This is a genomic window from Mucilaginibacter sp. Mucisp73, assembly GCF_059491465.1.
Genome location: NZ_CP168507.1, coordinates 4,404,328 through 4,423,085, shown reverse-complemented (window position 1 = coordinate 4,423,085; position 18,758 = coordinate 4,404,328). Strand labels below are relative to the sequence as shown.

Sequence of the window (18,758 nt, the reverse complement as noted above, 5' to 3'; positions counted from 1 at the left end):
ACTAAAATGAAACACATTTTTAAATCATCTGCACTCCTTATCTGTACTTTGTTACTGCTTAGGGCACATGCCCAGGAAGTACCCGAAAAGGTGATGAAAGACATTTACGAGCAGGTTAAAACGCCTTACAAATATGGTCTGGTGATAGCTCCTGAAGATAATAGCCAAAAGGCTGATTGTCCTACAGTTTTTCGCGGGGGTAACAGCTGGTATATGAGCTATATTATTTTTAACGGTCGCGGTTATGAAACCTGGCTGGCCGATAGTAGGGACCTGCTGCACTGGAAAACACGGGGCCGGATTCTGTCATTTTCGGATGATACTACCAAATGGGACAATAATCAAAAAGCCGGTTATGTCGGTTTGCAGGATTATAAATGGGGTGGATCATACAAATTGCAGCAGTATAATGGCAAATATTGGTTATCGTACTTCGGCGGGCAAAGCAAAGGCTATGAGAAAGGTTTGCTATCCATAAGTGTGGCTTCTACCGATAAAGATCCGGGTACGGTGCATGAGTGGCAAGGGTTAGATCATCCCGTATTATCAAGCATTGATAAAGATGTAAGCTGGTGGGATAACCATACGCAATACAAACAAACCGTGATCTGGGATAAAAAGAAGCTAACCGGTCACGCGTTCATTATGTACTACAACGCCAATGGCGACAGCGTTAATAAAAAACGTGGTGCCGAGCGCATTGGCATGGCTGTGTCTGATGATATGCTGCACTGGAAACGTTTTGGCAAAGACCCGGTATTGAATCACGGTGACGGCATTACCGGCGACCCATACATTCAGCAAATAGGAAATGTATATGTTATGTTTTATTTCGGCGCTTTCTGGAAAACCGGCGATTCGGGCGTGTTTAACCGCTTTGCCTGCTCTTATGATCTGGTGCACTGGACTGATTGGACAGGGGAGAAGCTCATTCAATCGTCCGAGCCTTATGATAACATGTTTGCCCATAAATCATGCGTGGTGAAATACAAAGGCGTGGTTTATCACTTTTATTGTGCTGTAAACAAAGCAGATCAGCGCGGTATAGCAGTAGCTACTTCAAAAGATCTGGGTAAAAGCGAGCTCAACTTTGTTGCGCCGCCTGTTAAGAAGAGCAAAACGAAATCATGAGGCTAAGTTATCTGTATCTACTGTGTTTAATATTTTTTGCGACTGGTTTTGTATCTGCCCAAAGCGTACGCAAAACAGAAAGTTTTAACTCCAACTGGAAGTTTTTTTTAGGTGATGATTCGACGGCGAACAATGTAAAATATGATGATAGCCGCTGGCGAAAGCTTGATTTGCCGCATGACTGGAGCATTGAAGGTAAATTCGACAGTAAAAATCCCACCACGCAAGCCGAAGGCGGATTGCCGGCCGGCATTGGCTGGTATCGTAAAAGCTTTCTGATCCCTGCATCGTCAAAAACTAAAACTATTTTGATTGATTTCGACGGTGTTTTTCATAACAACGAAATTTGGATAAACGGTCATTATCTGGGCAGGCGGCCTAATGGTTATATCTCGTTCAGGTATGACCTTTCACCTTATCTAAAATTTGGCACACAACAAAATGTTATCGCCATAAGGGTAGATAATAGTGATCTGCCTAACTCACGCTGGTATACAGGTTCGGGCATTTATCGTAATGTTTGGTTAACTATGGTTAATAAAACGCATCTGCCGCAATGGTCATCATTTATAACTACGCCGCGGGTTGATCATCAAAAGGCAAATGTCAATATTCGCACAATTTTGCCGCGTTCAATTAATTCAAAGTTTAAGCTTAAAGCGTCTGTTCTGGATGATAGGGGTAAGATTGTTGGATCTGCTACCACTGCCGTAAAGGACACTGTAATTCAGCAAAGCATCCGGGTGAACAATCCTCAACTATGGTCAGTGAAACATCCTTATTTGTACAAAGTAAAGCTGCAACTGATGGCTGGTGATCAGGTTATTGATGATTATATCGCCACTACAGGTATCAGGTATTTTAATTTCGACGCAGATAAAGGTTTCAGCTTAAATGGTGAGCCGATGAAAATTCTTGGTGTATGCCTGCACCATGATCAGGGAACTTTGGGTACGGCTGTTAATACCCGCGCTATTGGGCGGCAATTGCAGATCTTAAAGGATATGGGTTGCAATGCTATCCGTACATCTCATAATCCTCCCGCGCCCGAATTACTCGACCTATGTGATAAAATGGGTTTCCTGGTGATGGACGAGGCTTTTGATATGTGGAAGAAGAAAAAGAGCAAACACGATTACCACGAGGATTGGGACAAGTGGCATGTGAAAGACCTGAAAGACCAGGTTTTACGCGATCGTAACCATCCGTCCATTTTTGCCTGGAGCATTGGCAACGAAATCAGGGAGCAATTTGACAGTACGGGTGTAGGTATTGGTCGTGAGCTGGTTAAAATTGTAAAGCAACTGGATAATACCAGGCCGGTTACATCGGCATTGAGCGAAGCCGATCCTAAAAAGAATTTCATCTACCAATCGGGTGCGCTTGATTTGGTTGGTTTAAATTACCACCAGGAAGTTTATGCAGATTTTCAGAAAAACTACCCCGGTCAAAAGTTTATCGGTACCGAAAATATGTCGGCCCTGGCAACCCGGGGGCATTATGATATGCCGTCGGATAGTATCAGGCGCTGGCCAAAGGACGGTAAAACCCCGTTGAAGGATGGTAATGTCGACTTCACCGTATCATCGTATGATAATGTGTCGGCCTATTGGGGCTCAACGCATGAGGAAACCTGGAAGATCATTAAGAAACATGATTTTCTTTCGGGGCTTTTTGTATGGACAGGCTTTGATTATATCGGTGAACCAACCCCATACCTATGGCCAGCACGTAGCTCATATTTCGGTATTGTTGATCTGGCCGGATTCCCCAAGGATGTTTATTACATGTACCAAAGCGAGTGGACAAATAAACCGGTTCTGCACCTGTTACCACACTGGAACTGGAAGCCGGGACAGATGATTGATGTTTGGGCTTATTACAATAACGCCGATGAGGTAGAAGCATTTTTGAATGGCAAGTCGATTGGTGTAAGGAAGAAAGCCGGCGATGATCTGCATGTAATGTGGCACGTTAAATATGAACCGGGAGTATTAACAGCAGTATCGCGCCGTAAAGGCAAAGTGGTGATGACCACGCAGGTGGTTACGGCGGGTGAGCCTTACAAAATACAGCTAAAAGCAGATCGTGATAAAATCAAGGCAGATGGTAAAGATCTTTCGTACATTACCGTATCTGTTTTGGATAAAAACAACGTTCCGGTGCCCGATGCTAATCAATTGGTGAATTTTAAAGTAACCGGGCAGGGAATACTAAAAGGAGTGGATAATGGCTCACAAACAGATCTGGAACCTTTTGTATCTGATCAGCATCACCTGTTTAATGGTTTGGGATTGGCTATTATTCAATCTAAAGCTGTTGCTGGGAAAATTACCATTACTGCTACGGCTGGTGGACTGAAACCGGCTCACTTAATTATTGAAAGTAACCGTATCGCTTTTAAATTACAATTACAAAAATAAAGAGTGAATATGAAGTCCTTAAAAATAGTTTCAGGTGTAGTTTTTATAATTATAGGAGTTCTTTTCTTTATCTTTTTAAGAATGCTGAATGACCCGGAAATTGAAGGTGAATCTGGAAGGATCGGTTTAGACACATATTTCATTTCCCTTATCCCCATAACAATAGGTCTGATTATTTTATTCTTTAAAAAAAAGTAAAAAAAATTCCAGCCGCCGCTTGGCTCCAGCCGAGTGGCAGCTATCAAGCGGCCTCTGGCCGCCGTAAACAAGTGTTGTGTATACCGGCCAGAGGCCGGAGAATAGTTGCCACTCGGCTGGAGCCAAGCGGCGGCGTTTTTTGTTTATATATTTATTTGTTTGTGCTAATATCCTACAGTAGCAGGAGAAAATATTACAGTAAAGGTTAACTGCTGGACGTTAAATTTGTTATACAATTTTAAACCACAATACTAATTTTTACTGTACTACCCGATTAACGCATGAAAGTGTTGCCCGTGTTAGATTTTACCATTATAGGTATTTACCTTATAGCTATGGTGCTGGTGGGTTTTTATTTTTCGCGTAAAAATAAAAATGCCGAACAGTTCACCGTTGCATCTGGTTTAATACCGGGCTGGGCTATCGGTTTATCAATTTATGCTACTTTTTTAAGCAGTAACACCTTTTTAGGTGTACCCGGCAAAGCCTACGGCGGCAACTGGAACGCTTTCGTTTTTAGCCTATCCATGCCATTTGCGGCCTGGATTGCTGTTAAATATTTTATACCATTTTATCGTAATACCGGTAACATTTCGGCCTATACGCATTTCGAAAAACGTTTTGGCCCATGGGCAAGGGTTTACGCGGTTATTTGCTTTTTGCTTACGCAGATAGCCCGTATGGGTTCTGTATTTTTTGGCATAGCGTTAAGCCTGCAGGCGCTTACCGGTCTGTCTATGAAGACCATTATGGTGGTAATGGGAATCTCTATTATCCTGTACACAGTATCAGGAGGGATCAAAGCTGTGATCTGGACAGAAGTTGTGCAGGCTATCATCAAAACTTTAGGAGCCCTGCTGATCATTTATTTGGTGGTAAACAGCATCCCCGGCGGCTTTGATAAGATCGTAGAAATTGGTAAAGCTGATCACAAATTCAGCCTGGGCAGTTTTTCATTGAACCTTACCGAACCAACTTTTTGGGTGATCCTGTTCTATGGTTTCTTCATCAATCTAAATAATTTTGGGATGGATCAAAATTATATCCAGCGTTATCATGCGGCTACATCTACCAAACAGGCCGCCAAATCGGTATGGCTTTGCGTTGGTATTTACGTGCCGGCATCTTTCCTGTTTTTTGTAATAGGTTCATGCTTATATGCTTACTATAGTCAGCATCCCGATCTGATCTTAAGCCTTAAGCACCAGGTAGCTATCGAGCGCCTGCCTGCAACGGCTTCGGCAAATGAGGTTTCGGCATTTATGAACAAATTAACCCCTGCCGATTACGGTGATAAGATCATGCCGCATTTTATGGTTACCAAAATCCCGGCAGGATTGGTTGGTATTATTGTAGCTGCTATTTTATCAGCTGCCATGAGCACCATCAGTTCGGGCATGAACTCATCAGCTACCGTTTTTACCATCGACATTTACAAAAGGTACTTTAAGCCGCAACTTAATGAAAAAAATACATTGAACGCCCTGCACATTGGTACCGTGCTTTTTGGCTTTGCAGGTATGGCGGCAGGCATAGCCATGATAGGGGTAAAAAGTATCCTTGATTTATGGTGGCAGCTTTCGGGGATTTTTGCAGCAGGTATGCTCGGTTTGTTTTTGCTGGGCATTATCAGCAGGCAAACCCGTAACCATGAGGCCATCATTGCCAGTATCATAGGTGTTTTGGTGATCCTTTGGCTTACTTTTCCTACTCTTATCCCCGAGCAATACGCGGCCCTTCGCAGCACATTGAATACCAATATGATCATTGTAGCCGGCACATTGGCTATTTTTTTAACAGGAATTTTTTTAACCAAAACAAGGCAGTTAACAGTTTAATAATCATCACAGATGGAACAATCAAAAAAGGGTTTTATCCCGGTAATGTTAACGCCTTTTAAAGATAACGGTGCTATTGATTATGCAGCGCTTACCCGCTTAACCAAAATGTACCTGCGCGCGGGTGCGGCCGGTGTGTTTGCCAATTGCCTCTCGAGCGAAATGTTTGAACTGAGCGGTGAGGAGCGGTTAGCAATTATCAAACACGTGGTTGAAACTGTTGATGGCGCTGTTCCTGTTGTAGCTACCGGTACCTTTGGTGGCCCGGTTGAAAAACAAGCTGATTTTATAAAGAGGGTGTATGATACCGGCACTTCAGCGGTAATTGCCATTACCAGTTTACTGGCCGATGCAAATGAGCCGGATACTGCGCTTAATGATCGCGTTTTTGATCTTTTTGATCAAACAGAAAATATTCCTTTAGGATTTTACGAATGTCCCGTGCCATACAAAAGGTTATTATCGGCAGAACAGCTTCATCATTTTGCAGCAACAGGCAGGGTAATATATCATAAAGATACCTGTCTTAAAATTGACGTGGTAAAACAGAAATTGGAGGCAAGTAAAATTAACTCAGCTTTTGGTTTGTATGATGCTTACATGGTTCATGCGGTTGAATCGCTTAAAGCAGGTTCGGCGGGATTGTCATGTATCCAGGGGAATTTCTTCCCTGAGCTTATTGTTTGGGTATGCAATCATTATGCCGATGCATCGCGCCAGCATGAGGTTGCCATGGTGCAGGAATTTTTAACCGACAACATGGATGTGATGCACAATGTTTACCCGGTTATTGCAAAATATTATCTTACCAAACGGGGCTTCAAAATATCAACAACTACCCGGCGCGATGTTGGTTATTTCTCGCCGGCCATCCGCAATAAAATAGAAGATCTTTACGCTAACTACACTACACTTCAAAGTGAGATCGGTATTGATTAGTCTTAAGTTGAAAGTCCTGTTTAAATTCTGTTGTGAAGTTTTTACGTAGAGACGCATCACATGCGTCTCCCATAGGACAAGCCGTTTTGTAATTCATTAAACCCTGGATTTGCATGCGTGAGACGCATGTGATGCGTCTCTACATTTTAAAACAGCCTGTTGGAACTTTTGGCTAACGACTTAATACTTAACCCAATTAAGCAGAAATTGCCTGCTTTTGTCCTTTAATATAACGGCGTTTATACTCAAGAGGCGTCATGCCGGTAACCCGTTTAAAGTGTCGGTAAAAGTTTGAGATATTGTTATAACCGCATTCAAAGCACAAAACCTCGGTGGGTAATTTGTCCTCAATCAAAAAGCGGCAGGCATGACTGATCCTGATCTCGGTTAAAAAATCAAAATACGTTTTCTTGGTCATCAGTTTAAAATACCGGCAAAAGGAGGTAACACTTAGGTTGCCAATAGCTGCTATTTTTTCCAGGCTGATCTCCTGTTTATAGTTGGCCAATGTATAGGAGCATACTTTATTGAGGCGGATAGTATCCGATTCGTTTGATTGGTGGAAGTCGCTGTGCGATAATGTTATCGGTTCAAAGTCCTCGTTTTCGGCCAGCACTTTAAGTATCGATAGCAGGATAATGATCCTGTCGAGGTTGGTGGCTTCCGCTGCCTGCCGCATCAGTTTGGCCAGTTCGGTTCTTGCTTCGCCCTTAATTACCATTCCGCTTTTAGCTTTCTCAAAAAGCTTGGGCAGCATGAACGCTTCGGGTAAATTTAACAAGTAACGGCCAAGGCAATCAGGCAAAAAATGAATCACGATCACCTCAACATTCAATCCGGATTCGGGCAAAAAATATTCATCCTTGCAGCGCCAGCAGTGCGGCAGGGCCTCACCAAGCAAAGTAATTTCGCCTGGCGAAAAATTGCTGATATTATCACCGATAAACCTAACCCCTTCGCCCTTTATTACGTAGTGTAATTCAAGCTCGGGATGGTAGTGCCAGATACCCCGGAAGGTGGGCAAAATATCATGCCTGATACTGAATGAATTTTGCGGTTTTACCGCAACCTTGAGAAAATGGGGCTTCATTTTGTAAAAATCAATAAAGATTAGCAGGTGAGCGGACAATTAAGTATGCGTCGCGCTGGTTTATATTTTAAAAGTAGTAATTTTTAATCAAACCCAATTTGCACGAATGTAATTTTCTTTTGACAAAAAATTAGCCTAACACGAAAAGTGGGTTATGATAAGATTGTATAATAAATAGATAAATACAAATAGGAAAGGCAAAGGCTAACCATTGATATTTGTTAAAGCAACTTGTAAATCAGGCTGCCGGATACCAGGAAATATAAACCAATAAAATTAATTATACTTTTTATCAGGCTTTTAGAACTGACAAGATTTTAACAGTTAATTAATTGTGATATGAACAATTAATTGCGTAAAAAATGGCAGGATACCATATACTTTTTTAAGGGCTTTTATAAAAACTGTAAAGAATTTAACCAATTGAAACAACCATGAAACACTTTAAATACATAGTGATATTGTTATTATCAGTTGCAGTCAGTGAGGCTTTCGCGCAGGCACCAGTGGATAACAACTATATAAAAGTTATAACCGAACGTTCAAACAAAATTGTTACAGGAGCAGGCATCACCGACTCGGTAAAATTTAAGAAAGTGCGTGATATTGTAGTTGCCCAGTACAGTGATTTGAACACCATTTATGATGCGCGTAAAGCAAAAGTAAATGATATTAAAACCCAGATGCCCGATGATAAAGCAGGTGCCAATGCCAAAATCGCCCTTGTAGATAGTAATGTGGCTAAGCAGGTTAAGGTTTTACATACCTCATATATCAATAAGCTGAATAAGGAATTAAGCGCTGATGAGGTTGATAAAATAAAAGACGGCATGACCTACCGCATTTATCCCATCACTTATACCGCTTACCAGGATGAAATACCTACCCTTACCGGGGAGCAAAAAGACAAAATTAAAGGATGGCTGCTGGAAGCGAGGGAGAATGCTATAGATGCCGAATCGGCAGAGAAAAAACATGCCTGGTTTGGGAAGTTTAAGGGCCGCATTAATAATTACCTATCCGCACAGGGCTACGATATGAAAAAGGAGGGTGAAGAGTGGCAAAAACGGATCAAAGAGCGGCAGGCAGCAAAACAATAATTTTTGAACTAACCTAAATATCCCGGTATCATGAAATAAGCTTTAGCCGGGCAAACCAATTATACTAATTAATTAACCTGATCATGAAAATTAAATTATCAAGTTTATGAGAAAACTTTTCCTCTTACTTTCGGTGTTGCTGTGCTTAGGCAGCGCGCTAAAAGCCCAGGACCGTAATATAACAGGTACGGTTACGGACGAAAAAGGTGCTCCGCTGCCAGGGGTTGCCATCCAGGTAAAGGGCAGTACTACAGGTACTATCACCAATGCCGATGGTAAATATTCAATTAAGGCTACTAATCTGCAGGCCATTGTGGTTGGGGCTAAATTTCTTGGATACAACTACCAGGAAAAAACACTGAAGATTGGCGAGATGAATGCCGACTTTAAAATGCTACCATCACAAAATGCCCTCGATGAGGTTGTGGTAGTAGGTTATGGTACTCAAAAGAAGGTCCACTTAACAGGTGCTGTTGCCGCGGTGGATATGAAAACCATCCAGGATATTCCAACCACTAATCTTGCTGCCGCGTTACGCGGAACCAATGCCGCGGTAAGTGTTACCGGCGGTATTGCAAGGCCGGGCCAAAGCGGAACCATCACCATTCGTAACCCTGTTTTCCTGGCAAAGAATGGCGGTAGTACAACACCATTATACATTATTGATGGTGTACAACGTAGTGAAGCAGATTTCAACCTGCTTGATCAAAGTGAGGTGGAGAACATTTCGATATTGAAAGATGCAGCCGCTGCTATATACGGTATTTTAGGCGCGAATGGCGTTATCGTTGTAACAACCAAACGCGGCCAGGCCGGCGGGCCAAAGGTAAGCTTCAGTTCATCAGTAGGTATTGCCGATGCAATTCAGCTTCCTAAAATGATGTCGGGCTTTCAAATGGCTACCTATTTGAATGATATTGAGCAAACCAGGTATAACCACACCATAACACCCGAAGGTTATATCAACGGCGATTTAAGCAATAAAGACTTAAAATATTATACGCCGGATGAGCTTGAGTATTTTAAAGCCAATAACCAGAATTTCCTGGAGCAGGCGTTTAAACCGGCAGTAACCAGCAGGAACGCGCTTAGCATAACCGGAGGTAATGATAAGGTTACCTATTTTGCCGGTGCGAACTACGTAAATCAAAACTCTAACTTTAAAGGTGTAAATACCAATCGCTTCGGCTTCAGGGCCAGTGTTGATGCAAAAGTTGCTAAAGGTTTAAAACTGTCATTGTCATTGAGCGAAGATCTTGCTAAAAGCAAAATTTACTGGTATAAACTATCAAGTACCAGCGAAAGCCCCGATAACGACTTTCTGTCGCTTAACCAGGCACCACCATGGCAAAAATATTTTATCGACGGGCATCCTGTATATTTAGGAACCAGCAATAACGATAACCTTAACTTTTTTGCTGTTCAAAATTCTAACAACTATACAGGTAACAATAACACTGTATTTAATGGTTTAGCCAATTTGAGTTACGAAATTCCGGGTATTAGCGGCTTAACTGCCAATGTAAGCTACAACCGTAATCTTAATAACGCCTTTAACAAGCAATATGGCTCAACATTTTATTATAACCAATATTCGGGCGAAGGCGACAATAACCATATTCCCGGAGGAACAGTGGTGGGTGTAAAAGCGATAAAAAATGGGGATAGGGTCCGTCTTACCCCAACAATGGCCGATAACTACCAGTTCAATGCAAATCTTACTTACCACAAAAGGTTTGGTGCGCATGAAATTACAGCCCTTGCCTTGTATGAGCAATATGAATCATACAGCGAAGGTGTGGCGGCTGAGGCCGACGGTGTAATTGTAGGCGGAAAAGATAACCAGACATTCACCATCGGCGATCAATCGTCAAACCAGGCCACAATGGTGAAGGAATATGGCCGTAAAGCTGTTGCAGGCAGGGTAAATTATGCCTACGCCGATAAATACCTGGTTGAATTGGCCATGAGGGCGGATGCTAATACCAACTTTGCACCGGGCCACCAGTGGGGATATTTCCCTTCGGCTTCAGCAGGCTGGGTAGTTTCAAAAGAAAACTTCTTTAAATCAGTCAGCTTTGTTGATCTTTTGAAATTCAGGGGTTCGGTAGGTTTGTTGGGTTCTGATAATACACCGTCATTCTTATACGCGGTTAACTACCAGTTTGGTACCGGCAACAAAGGCGGTGCTGTTTTTGGCGGCAATGGCGACAGGGGCCTCGGCGCACTGCTAAATATCGCTATCCCGAATGCTAATTTAACCTGGGACCATGACCTGAAAACAAACTACGGTTTAGATGCCGCTTTCCTGGGTAACCGCTTATCAGTTTCGGCCGATTATTTCTGGGAGCACCGCTATGATATGCTTGCATCTCTGAACACTTCAGTTCCTGTAACCATAGGTGCAGCGCCATCTGCCGAAAATTATGGTATCGTCAATACCTTCGGATACGAGATCTCTGTAAGCTGGAAAGACAAAATTGGTTCTAATTTTAGCTATAATTTTAGCCCGTTCTTTTCCTGGAGCGATAATAAATACATTAAATACGATATCGCTGCTGCGCAGGTGGGTACCATTCAGGATTTGACCGGTAAATCAAGCGATCAGGGAACACTTGGGTACAAATCACTCGGTATCATCCGTACACAAGCCGATGCTGATGCGATCATTGCAGAAAGGGCCGCAGCAGCCGGTGGCGCGCAAAACGTTAAGATTTTTGGTTACGTGCCTTCACCTGGTATGATCAATTACGTTGACAAAAACGGCGACGGTGTTATCAAACAAAACGATCTCAACGACCAGTTTTATTTAGGTAAGAAATCATCAAACCACTACAATCTTGGTCTGAACTTTGGCGGTGCGTATAAAACTTTAAGCTTAAATGTGGTTATGGGAATGAGCTGGGGTGGCAACCAATCAATTGAGAGCGCCGCCATTAAACAAGCCACGGCTAACCAGAACAGGCCTGTATTCTGGGCCGACCACTGGACCCCATCTAATCCAAATGCTAAATATCCCGACCCTTATTACTCGGACGATGTGAGTGCTACAAGTGATTTTTGGTTTGTTAGCCCCTTCACCTGGAATATTTCCAGTGCTAACTTAAGCTATACCCTGCCCGCTTCCATCACAAAAAGGCTTGGAATGTCAAGCATAAGGGCGTATGTGGTAGCTACAAACCCAATCAACTTTGTAAACCCCTTCCCCGAACATTATCGTGATATTTCATCACCATTTGGGGCATATCCCAACTTACGCACAGTATCTTTTGGTTTAAACTTAGGCTTCTAAACTTTGAAAGACATGAAATTATTTAAAACCATATTTGCAGCTTTGATCGTATCAGCCCTGTTTACAAACTGTAAAAAAGTGCTTGATAAGGAAGATCTTACACACAGCACCCCCGGTCAGATTTTTAATGACTCAACGGTGGCTATTTTAAACATCAATTACCTGTATACAGCAAACCAGCCTGGCTGGTTTGGCGATACCGGCGGCGCTATTGGCAGCGGAGGCGACAAATGCGACGAATTTTACAGCGATAACGCATACGTAAAAGGCACGGTTACCATCGAAACTGTTGGTGACATCGGTACCTCGGTGAATATCAGCAATAACTACGGCCGGATCCGTAACATTAACCAAACCCTGCAGGACCTCGACGCCAGCACCTTGCCTGCCTCTACCAAAAACAGGTATAAAGCACAGGCTTATTTTTGGAGGGCTTTCAGGTATTTTGACCTGGTAAGGTTATATGGAGGTGTTCCATTGGTATTAAAACCGCTTGATGCTATTGGTCAGGACGCCAAAAACGCGGCGCTTTTGCCTCGTAACAAAACCTCAGAATGTTTTAAACAAATTGTGAGCGATCTGGACAGCTGTATAAAATATCTGCCCGCCAAATGGAGTGGCAGCGATTACGGTCGTATTTCATCGGCTGCTGCTGCTGCGTTTAAAGGAAGGGTGTTGCTAACGTATGCAAGTCCTCAGTTTAACCCCAGCAATGATGCGGCCCGCTGGCAAACAGCTGCTGACGCCAATGATAAGGCAATGCAGATATTGTCTGCTAATAATTACGGTTTAAACCCATCTTATGATAATATGTGGTTTACCGAAAACAGCAGCAATCCGGAGGCAATTTTGATAACAGGTTTTAACACATCATCAACCGATCAAAACCAGAATAATAATACCTATGATAACGCGACTCGTCCGGCCTATTTAGGTACTAAAGGCGGTTCCAATCAACCTACCTGGGATATTGTAAAATCATACCCGATGCTTGACGGAAAAGCACCAGGTACCTCCTTAAAGTATACATATGATGATGCAAAGTTTTTTGATAACCGCGATCCAAGGTTTAACAAAACTATTGCCTACAACGGTTGTAACTGGCCTATAAACGGCAATAGCTCTTATCGTCTGTGGACTTACTTTTATTACAATAAAGCGGATGGTTCGGGTGTTAAAACCACTGAACCGGCATCAGCAACAGGCTCAGGTTTCTACCTGCGCAAAGCTATTGACCCTAACGTCAGTGTGGCAAATACACCATATGTTGGTACAGATTGGATGGAGATCCGTTATGCCGAAGTTTTATTGAACCAGGCCGAATGTGCCGCCGCGTTAGGTAACGTAACTACCGGTTATACCAATATTGCCGCCATCAGGAAACGTGCGGGTATTGAAGCAGGTGCCGATAATCTTTACGGTTTAGATGCAGGCATGAGCCCTGATCAGATGATCAACGCTATCATGAATGAACGTAAAATTGAATTTGCCTTTGAGGGTAAACGCTATTGGGACCTTCGCCGCCGTAAACTGCTCGAAAGCACATTGAACGGTAAAAAGAGAACGGGGCTTACAGTTACCCTTAATAACAACGCAAGCGGTAAAGATTATCTTACCGGTACAAGAGATGCTTTGGCGGCTGCATCATTGGATGCCCTGTACAGCACATCTTTCACCGTTAAAACCAAAACAATGGATTCTTATAACATTGCGGTTCAGTCGGGCGATTACTTTTTCGGGATCCCTTCGGCGGCATTGTTAAATAATATCAATTTACAGCAAAATAACACCTGGGGTGGGCCGTTTGATCCGCTTCAATAATAAATTAATTGAACGATGGGTGCCTGCTAACCATTTAACAAAAGAAGATTACGAATACAGATATGAAAAAACACACAGCTTTATTTTTAGTAGCAGCGGCATTGGGTTTAGCTAAACCGGCTTTTGCCCAATACCCTGAAGTGCCGGAGAAGGTTAAAGCAGAGAGTGAAGCTTTGATGAAAGAGGCTACCCGTCGTTCAGATTCAGCATGGGCTGTTGCCCTGCCTATCATCCAGGCCGATCAGCGCCGTGGCAAAGTATACGTACCATGGGCCGCGCGCCCGACCGATTTGCCGCAGGCTAAGATCCCGGCTTTTCCGGGTGCCGAAGGTGGTGGTAAGTTTACCTTTGGCGGCCGCGGTGGTAAGGTATATGTAGTTACCAGTTTGGCAGATAATGGCCCCGGCACTTTGCGTGAAGCTTGCGAAAAAGGCGGCGCGCGTATCGTGGTATTTAATGTTGCCGGCATTATCCGCATCAAAACACCGATCATCGTGAGGGCGCCATATATTACTATTGAAGGCCAAACTGCCCCGGGTGATGGCGTTTGTATTGCAGGCGAATCATTTTGGGTGAATACACATGATGTTGTGATCCGTTATATGCGTTTCCGCCGCGGCGAAACCAATGTTGGCCGTAGGGATGACGCTTTGGGTGGCAACCCGGTAGGTAATATCATTGCCGATCACGTATCTGCAAGCTGGGGACTGGACGAAAACTTTTCCATGTACCGCCATATGTTTGATCCGGGTGATGGCTCGAAAGAAGAGAAGTTGGGTACCGTGAACATCACTATCCAAAACTGTATCTATTCAGAATCATTGGATTACTGGAACCACGCTTTCGGTTCAACAACAGGCGGCGAAAACAGCTCATTAATGCGTAACCTTTGGGCAGATAATACCGGTCGCAACCCATCTGTTGGCTGGAATGGCGTGTACAACTTTGTAAATAACGTAGTATTTAACTGGCACCACCGCTCAATGGACGGCGGCGATTATACCACCAATTACAACGTGATCAACAACTACTTTAAACCCGGTCCTGTTACACCTAAAGACGAGCCGGTTGGTCACCGCATCCTGAAACCAGAATCGGGTAGGAGCAAGCTGAAGGAAAAAGTATTCGGTCGTGTTTATGCATCAGGTAATATAATGGAAGGTTATCCCGAAGTTACCAAAGACGCGTGGAACGGTGGCATCCAGGTTGAAGGCCCTGGTGGCAAAGAATTGCCTGACGCCGGTCAGTATAAGGATTACATGAAATCGGATGTTCCGTTCCCTATGCCTCCGATGACTATCCTATCGGCAAAAGACGCCTTTAAATTTGTTATAGCAAATGCGGGAGCAACGCTTCCAAAACGCGATCCGGTTGATGTGCGCATTACCGAGCAGGTACGTACCGGTAAGATCACTTACAAAGAAATGAACACCGATACTGCTTACCAGTTTAAAGTGCGTAAATTACCTAAAGACTCGTACAAGCTGGGTATCATCACTGCCCCTTGGCAGGTTGGTGGCTATCCTGAATATAAAGGCACGCCTTACAAAGATTCGGACAATGATGGTTTGCCCGACAATTGGGAGCTGGCTCATGGCCTAAACCCTAAAGATGGTAACGACTCAGCCTTGCCTGCAAAAAATGGTGGTGGTTATACCAATATCGAAGTATATTTAAATACAGTAGCCGCTAAAGGCGAAAAGAAATTGGCTTCGTTAAAATAATAAAGACACTATAATGCGGGGATTGAGGTTTACAAGGATTTATATTTGGGTTGGTTTAATGACTGGGGGGATGTTTATGCATTCCCCCTTATTTGCACAGGATAAGAAAAAAGCCCCTAAACCCCAACCGCCTGTTGCTGCCGATAAAAACGGCAAATTAAATTATACCGTAGCGCCCAATGGCGACCGTATTCCTGATTATTCATATTGCGGATATATGGCTTCCGAAAAGCCGATCCCTTTTGTAGCTGTAAAAGTTGTGGTGCCTGTAAAAGCAGGTGACGCTACGCTGAGGATCCAGGCCGCTTTAGATTACGTAGCCGGTTTACCTGCAGATAAAGACGGTTTTCGCGGAGCGGTCCTGCTCAACAAAGGCACATATCAGGTTAACGGCAGCCTTGAAATAAATGCATCCGGCGTTATATTGCGGGGAAGCGGGATGGCTGCCAACGGCACCACATTATTTGCAGCCGGGACCGACAGGGAAACCTTTATTCATGTTACCGGTAAAAATGACCGGCAAACATCCAAAGAAATTAAAATTACCGATGCATACGTGCCGGTAAATGCTAACACTCTACACATTGCCGATGGTGCAGATCTTAAAAACGGCGATCTGGTTTTAATTCACCGTCCAAGCACACAGGCATGGATCAGCACCATTAAAACCGACCATTTTGGCGGCGACTTAACTGCCCTGGCCTGGAAACCCGGTGAGCGTGATGTTTACTGGGATCGCAAAGTAACATCAGTTGACGGCGACAAGATAACCCTTGATGCACCTTTAACCACGGCTTTAGATTCGACTTATGGTGGCGGTTTGATAGCATCTTACCAATGGCCCGGCCGAATAGCCCGGGTTGGTATCGAAAATTTAAAACTGCAATCTGCATATAACACTGCCAATGCGAAAGACGAAGATCATCGCTGGATGGCAATCACCATGGAAAATGTGAGCGATGCCTGGGTACGCCAGGTAACATTTGAGCATTTTGCAGGTTCGGCGGTGTTTGTTGGTACTACAGGTAACCGAGTTACGGTTGAGGATTGTAAATCGCTTGCTCCGGTTTCAGAAATAGGGGGACAGCGCCGTAATACGTTTCTTACTATGGGGGGGCAAAACCTTTTTCAACGTTTATACTCCGAACAGGGTTTTCATGATTTTGCTACCGGGTATTGCGCGCCGGGGCCAAACGCTTTTGTGCAATGTATGTCGGTAGGTTCGCTGGGCTTTAGCGGAGGTATTGATAGCTGGGCATCGGGCGTTCTGTTTGATATCGCTAACATCGATGGACAGCCCTTAAGTTATATGAACCGGGGACAGGACGGACAGGGCGCCGGATGGAGCGCGGCCAACAGCCTGTTTTGGAATTGTACCGCAGCCCGTGTGGATTGCTACCAGCCGCCAACCGCTCAAAACTGGGCTTTTGGTACCTGGGCACAATTCGCCGGCGACGGTTACTGGAGCACCTCCAACAGTACTATCAGCCCAAGGAGTTTTTATTATACACAGCTGGCTAACAGGTTGAATAAGGATGTAAGCAAACAAGCCGATATCCTGTATCCTGCCACCGAACCTTCAAGCAGCCCAACAGTTGAACAGGCAGCCGAATTAATGGCCGCCGCCCGCAAACCTGCTGTTACAATCAGTAACTGGATAGATCAATCGTCTAAAAGAAATGTTATCAATACAGAATCGGCTGGTGCCAAGACTATTGATGAAATAGGATATAAAAATGCTGCACCTACAGTATTAGCACCCAAAATGGTGGTTACCAACGGATGGTTAACCCGTGGCAATGTAGTATTAACAGGCAGACACTTTGAAACCCCATGGTGGAGCGGTACCGTGCATCCTGATTATACCGAAAAGGAAGCCAAACCTGCCATCAGCCGCTGGGTACCTGGCCAAACCGGAACCGGTTTAACGGATGATCTGAATGCAGTAACCGACTGGATGAAGAAAGATAACATCGTAGTATTTGAGCATAATTACGGCTTGTGGTATGATCGTCGCCGTGATGATCATGAGCGGATCCGTAGGATGGATGGCGACGTTTGGGCCCCGTTTTATGAGCTGCCTTTTGCCCGGAGCGGAAAAGAACTGGCCTACGACGGCTTAAGTAAATACGACCTGACCAAATATAATAACTGGTACTGGAACCGCCTGAAACAATTTGCCGACCTGGCCGATGAGAAAGGTTTGGTATTGGTTCACCAAAACTATTTTCAGCACAACATTATAGAGGCTGGTGCGCATTATACTGATTTCCCCTGGCGGACGGCAAACAATATTAACGGCACCGGTTTCCCGGAGCCTGTACCTTATGCCGGCGACAAACGCCAGTTTATGGCTGAGCAGTTTTATGACGAAACCGACCCGGCAAGGCGTAAGCTTCACATTGCCTACATCAATAAATGTATGGACAACTTTGCCGATAATACCGGGGTGATCCAGCAGATTGGGGCAGAGTTTACCGGTCCGCTGCATTTCATGAAGTTTTGGGTGGAGACCATTAAGCAATGGGAAGCCAGACATAAAAAGAAACAGATTATTGCTTTAAGCGCTACCAAGGATGTGCAGGATGCTATTCTCGCTAACCCAGCGACAGCTTCGGTTATTAACGTTATCGATATCCGTTACTGGTACTACCAGGCCAATGGAACGGCTTATGAACCCATCGGCGGTCAAAGCCTGGCCCCACGCCAGCAAGCACGGATCTTTAAACCAAAGGCGGCATCATTTGAGCAGGTTTACCGTGCGGTACACGAGTATCGTACCAAATACCCGGATAAAGCCGTGCTTTATTCTGCCGATGGTTATGATCATTTTGGCTGGGCGGTATTTATTGCAGGCGGATCATTGCCGGTCCTTCCTGCCAATACCAATAAAGCTTTTTTAGCCGATGCAAGCGGTATGAAACCTGCCGAGCTGCCGGGTTCGCCTAAAGATCAATGGGGCTTAGTCTCATCAAAAGGATATATCGTTTATAGTAATGGCGGTGATATTCACCTTAATTTATCGGCTGGTGTCAATTACAAAGCACAATGGATCGACCCTAAAACTGGTGAGCTTTTGCCGGGTGAAGAAACGGTGAAAGGTGCTGGTAATACAGAAATAAAAGGACAGGGGAACGGGGCTGCCATTTTGTGGTTGAACCGTAATTGAAAGGTTAAAAAAAGATAAAAAGCGGAGGGCCCG

General features: G+C 44.2%; 10 protein-coding genes. 9 read left to right on the top strand and 1 reads right to left on the bottom strand.

Annotation, left to right across the window (positions count from 1 at the left end):
- Positions 1-6: 6 nt before the first annotated feature.
- The 4 genes from ACEN82_RS18275 (at position 7) to ACEN82_RS18260 (ending at position 6,529) form a co-directional block, all read left to right on the top strand.
- Positions 7-1,131 (top strand): glycoside hydrolase family protein, encoded by a 1,125-nt coding sequence (locus ACEN82_RS18275; RefSeq protein ID WP_413321385.1) that lies wholly within the window; start codon positions 7-9, stop codon positions 1,129-1,131.
- Positions 1,128-3,554, top strand: coding sequence for a glycoside hydrolase family 2 TIM barrel-domain containing protein (locus tag ACEN82_RS18270; RefSeq protein ID WP_413321386.1), 2,427 nt, complete (start codon positions 1,128-1,130; stop codon positions 3,552-3,554). The genes ACEN82_RS18275 and ACEN82_RS18270 overlap by 4 nt, the downstream gene beginning before the upstream one ends.
- A gap of 479 nt (positions 3,555-4,033) precedes the next feature.
- On the top strand, positions 4,034-5,590 hold the full coding sequence (locus ACEN82_RS18265; RefSeq protein ID WP_413321387.1) for a sodium:solute symporter family protein: 1,557 nt from the start codon (positions 4,034-4,036) through the stop codon (positions 5,588-5,590).
- 12 nt (positions 5,591-5,602) lie between these two features.
- On the top strand, positions 5,603-6,529 hold the full coding sequence (locus ACEN82_RS18260) for a dihydrodipicolinate synthase family protein (protein ID WP_413321388.1): 927 nt from the start codon (positions 5,603-5,605) through the stop codon (positions 6,527-6,529).
- A 196-nt stretch (positions 6,530-6,725) separates the two neighbouring features.
- On the opposite strand, the gene ACEN82_RS18255 is transcribed toward ACEN82_RS18260, so the two are convergent.
- Positions 6,726-7,619: an AraC family transcriptional regulator gene (locus ACEN82_RS18255; RefSeq protein ID WP_090531643.1), complete on the bottom strand. Its 894-nt coding sequence runs from the start codon at positions 7,617-7,619 to the stop codon at positions 6,726-6,728.
- Positions 7,620-8,053: 434 nt separating this feature from the next.
- On the opposite strand from ACEN82_RS18255, the gene ACEN82_RS18250 reads away from it, so the two are divergent.
- From ACEN82_RS18250 to ACEN82_RS18230, 5 genes are all read left to right on the top strand, one after another.
- A complete protein-coding gene (locus ACEN82_RS18250; RefSeq protein WP_413321389.1) occupies positions 8,054-8,719 on the top strand; it encodes a DUF3826 domain-containing protein in 666 nt (221 codons plus the stop codon).
- 106 nt (positions 8,720-8,825) lie between these two features.
- Positions 8,826-12,011 (top strand): SusC/RagA family TonB-linked outer membrane protein, encoded by a 3,186-nt coding sequence (locus tag ACEN82_RS18245; protein ID WP_413321390.1) that lies wholly within the window; start codon positions 8,826-8,828, stop codon positions 12,009-12,011.
- Positions 12,012-12,023: 12 nt separating this feature from the next.
- On the top strand, positions 12,024-13,832 hold the full coding sequence (locus tag ACEN82_RS18240; protein WP_176622974.1) for a RagB/SusD family nutrient uptake outer membrane protein: 1,809 nt from the start codon (positions 12,024-12,026) through the stop codon (positions 13,830-13,832).
- A 62-nt stretch (positions 13,833-13,894) separates the two neighbouring features.
- Complete coding sequence (locus ACEN82_RS18235) at positions 13,895-15,556, top strand: polysaccharide lyase (protein ID WP_413321391.1); 1,662 nt, start codon at positions 13,895-13,897, stop codon at positions 15,554-15,556.
- Positions 15,557-15,626: 70 nt separating this feature from the next.
- Complete coding sequence (locus ACEN82_RS18230) at positions 15,627-18,725, top strand: DUF6298 domain-containing protein (RefSeq protein ID WP_413321392.1); 3,099 nt, start codon at positions 15,627-15,629, stop codon at positions 18,723-18,725.
- Positions 18,726-18,758 lie beyond the last annotated feature (33 nt).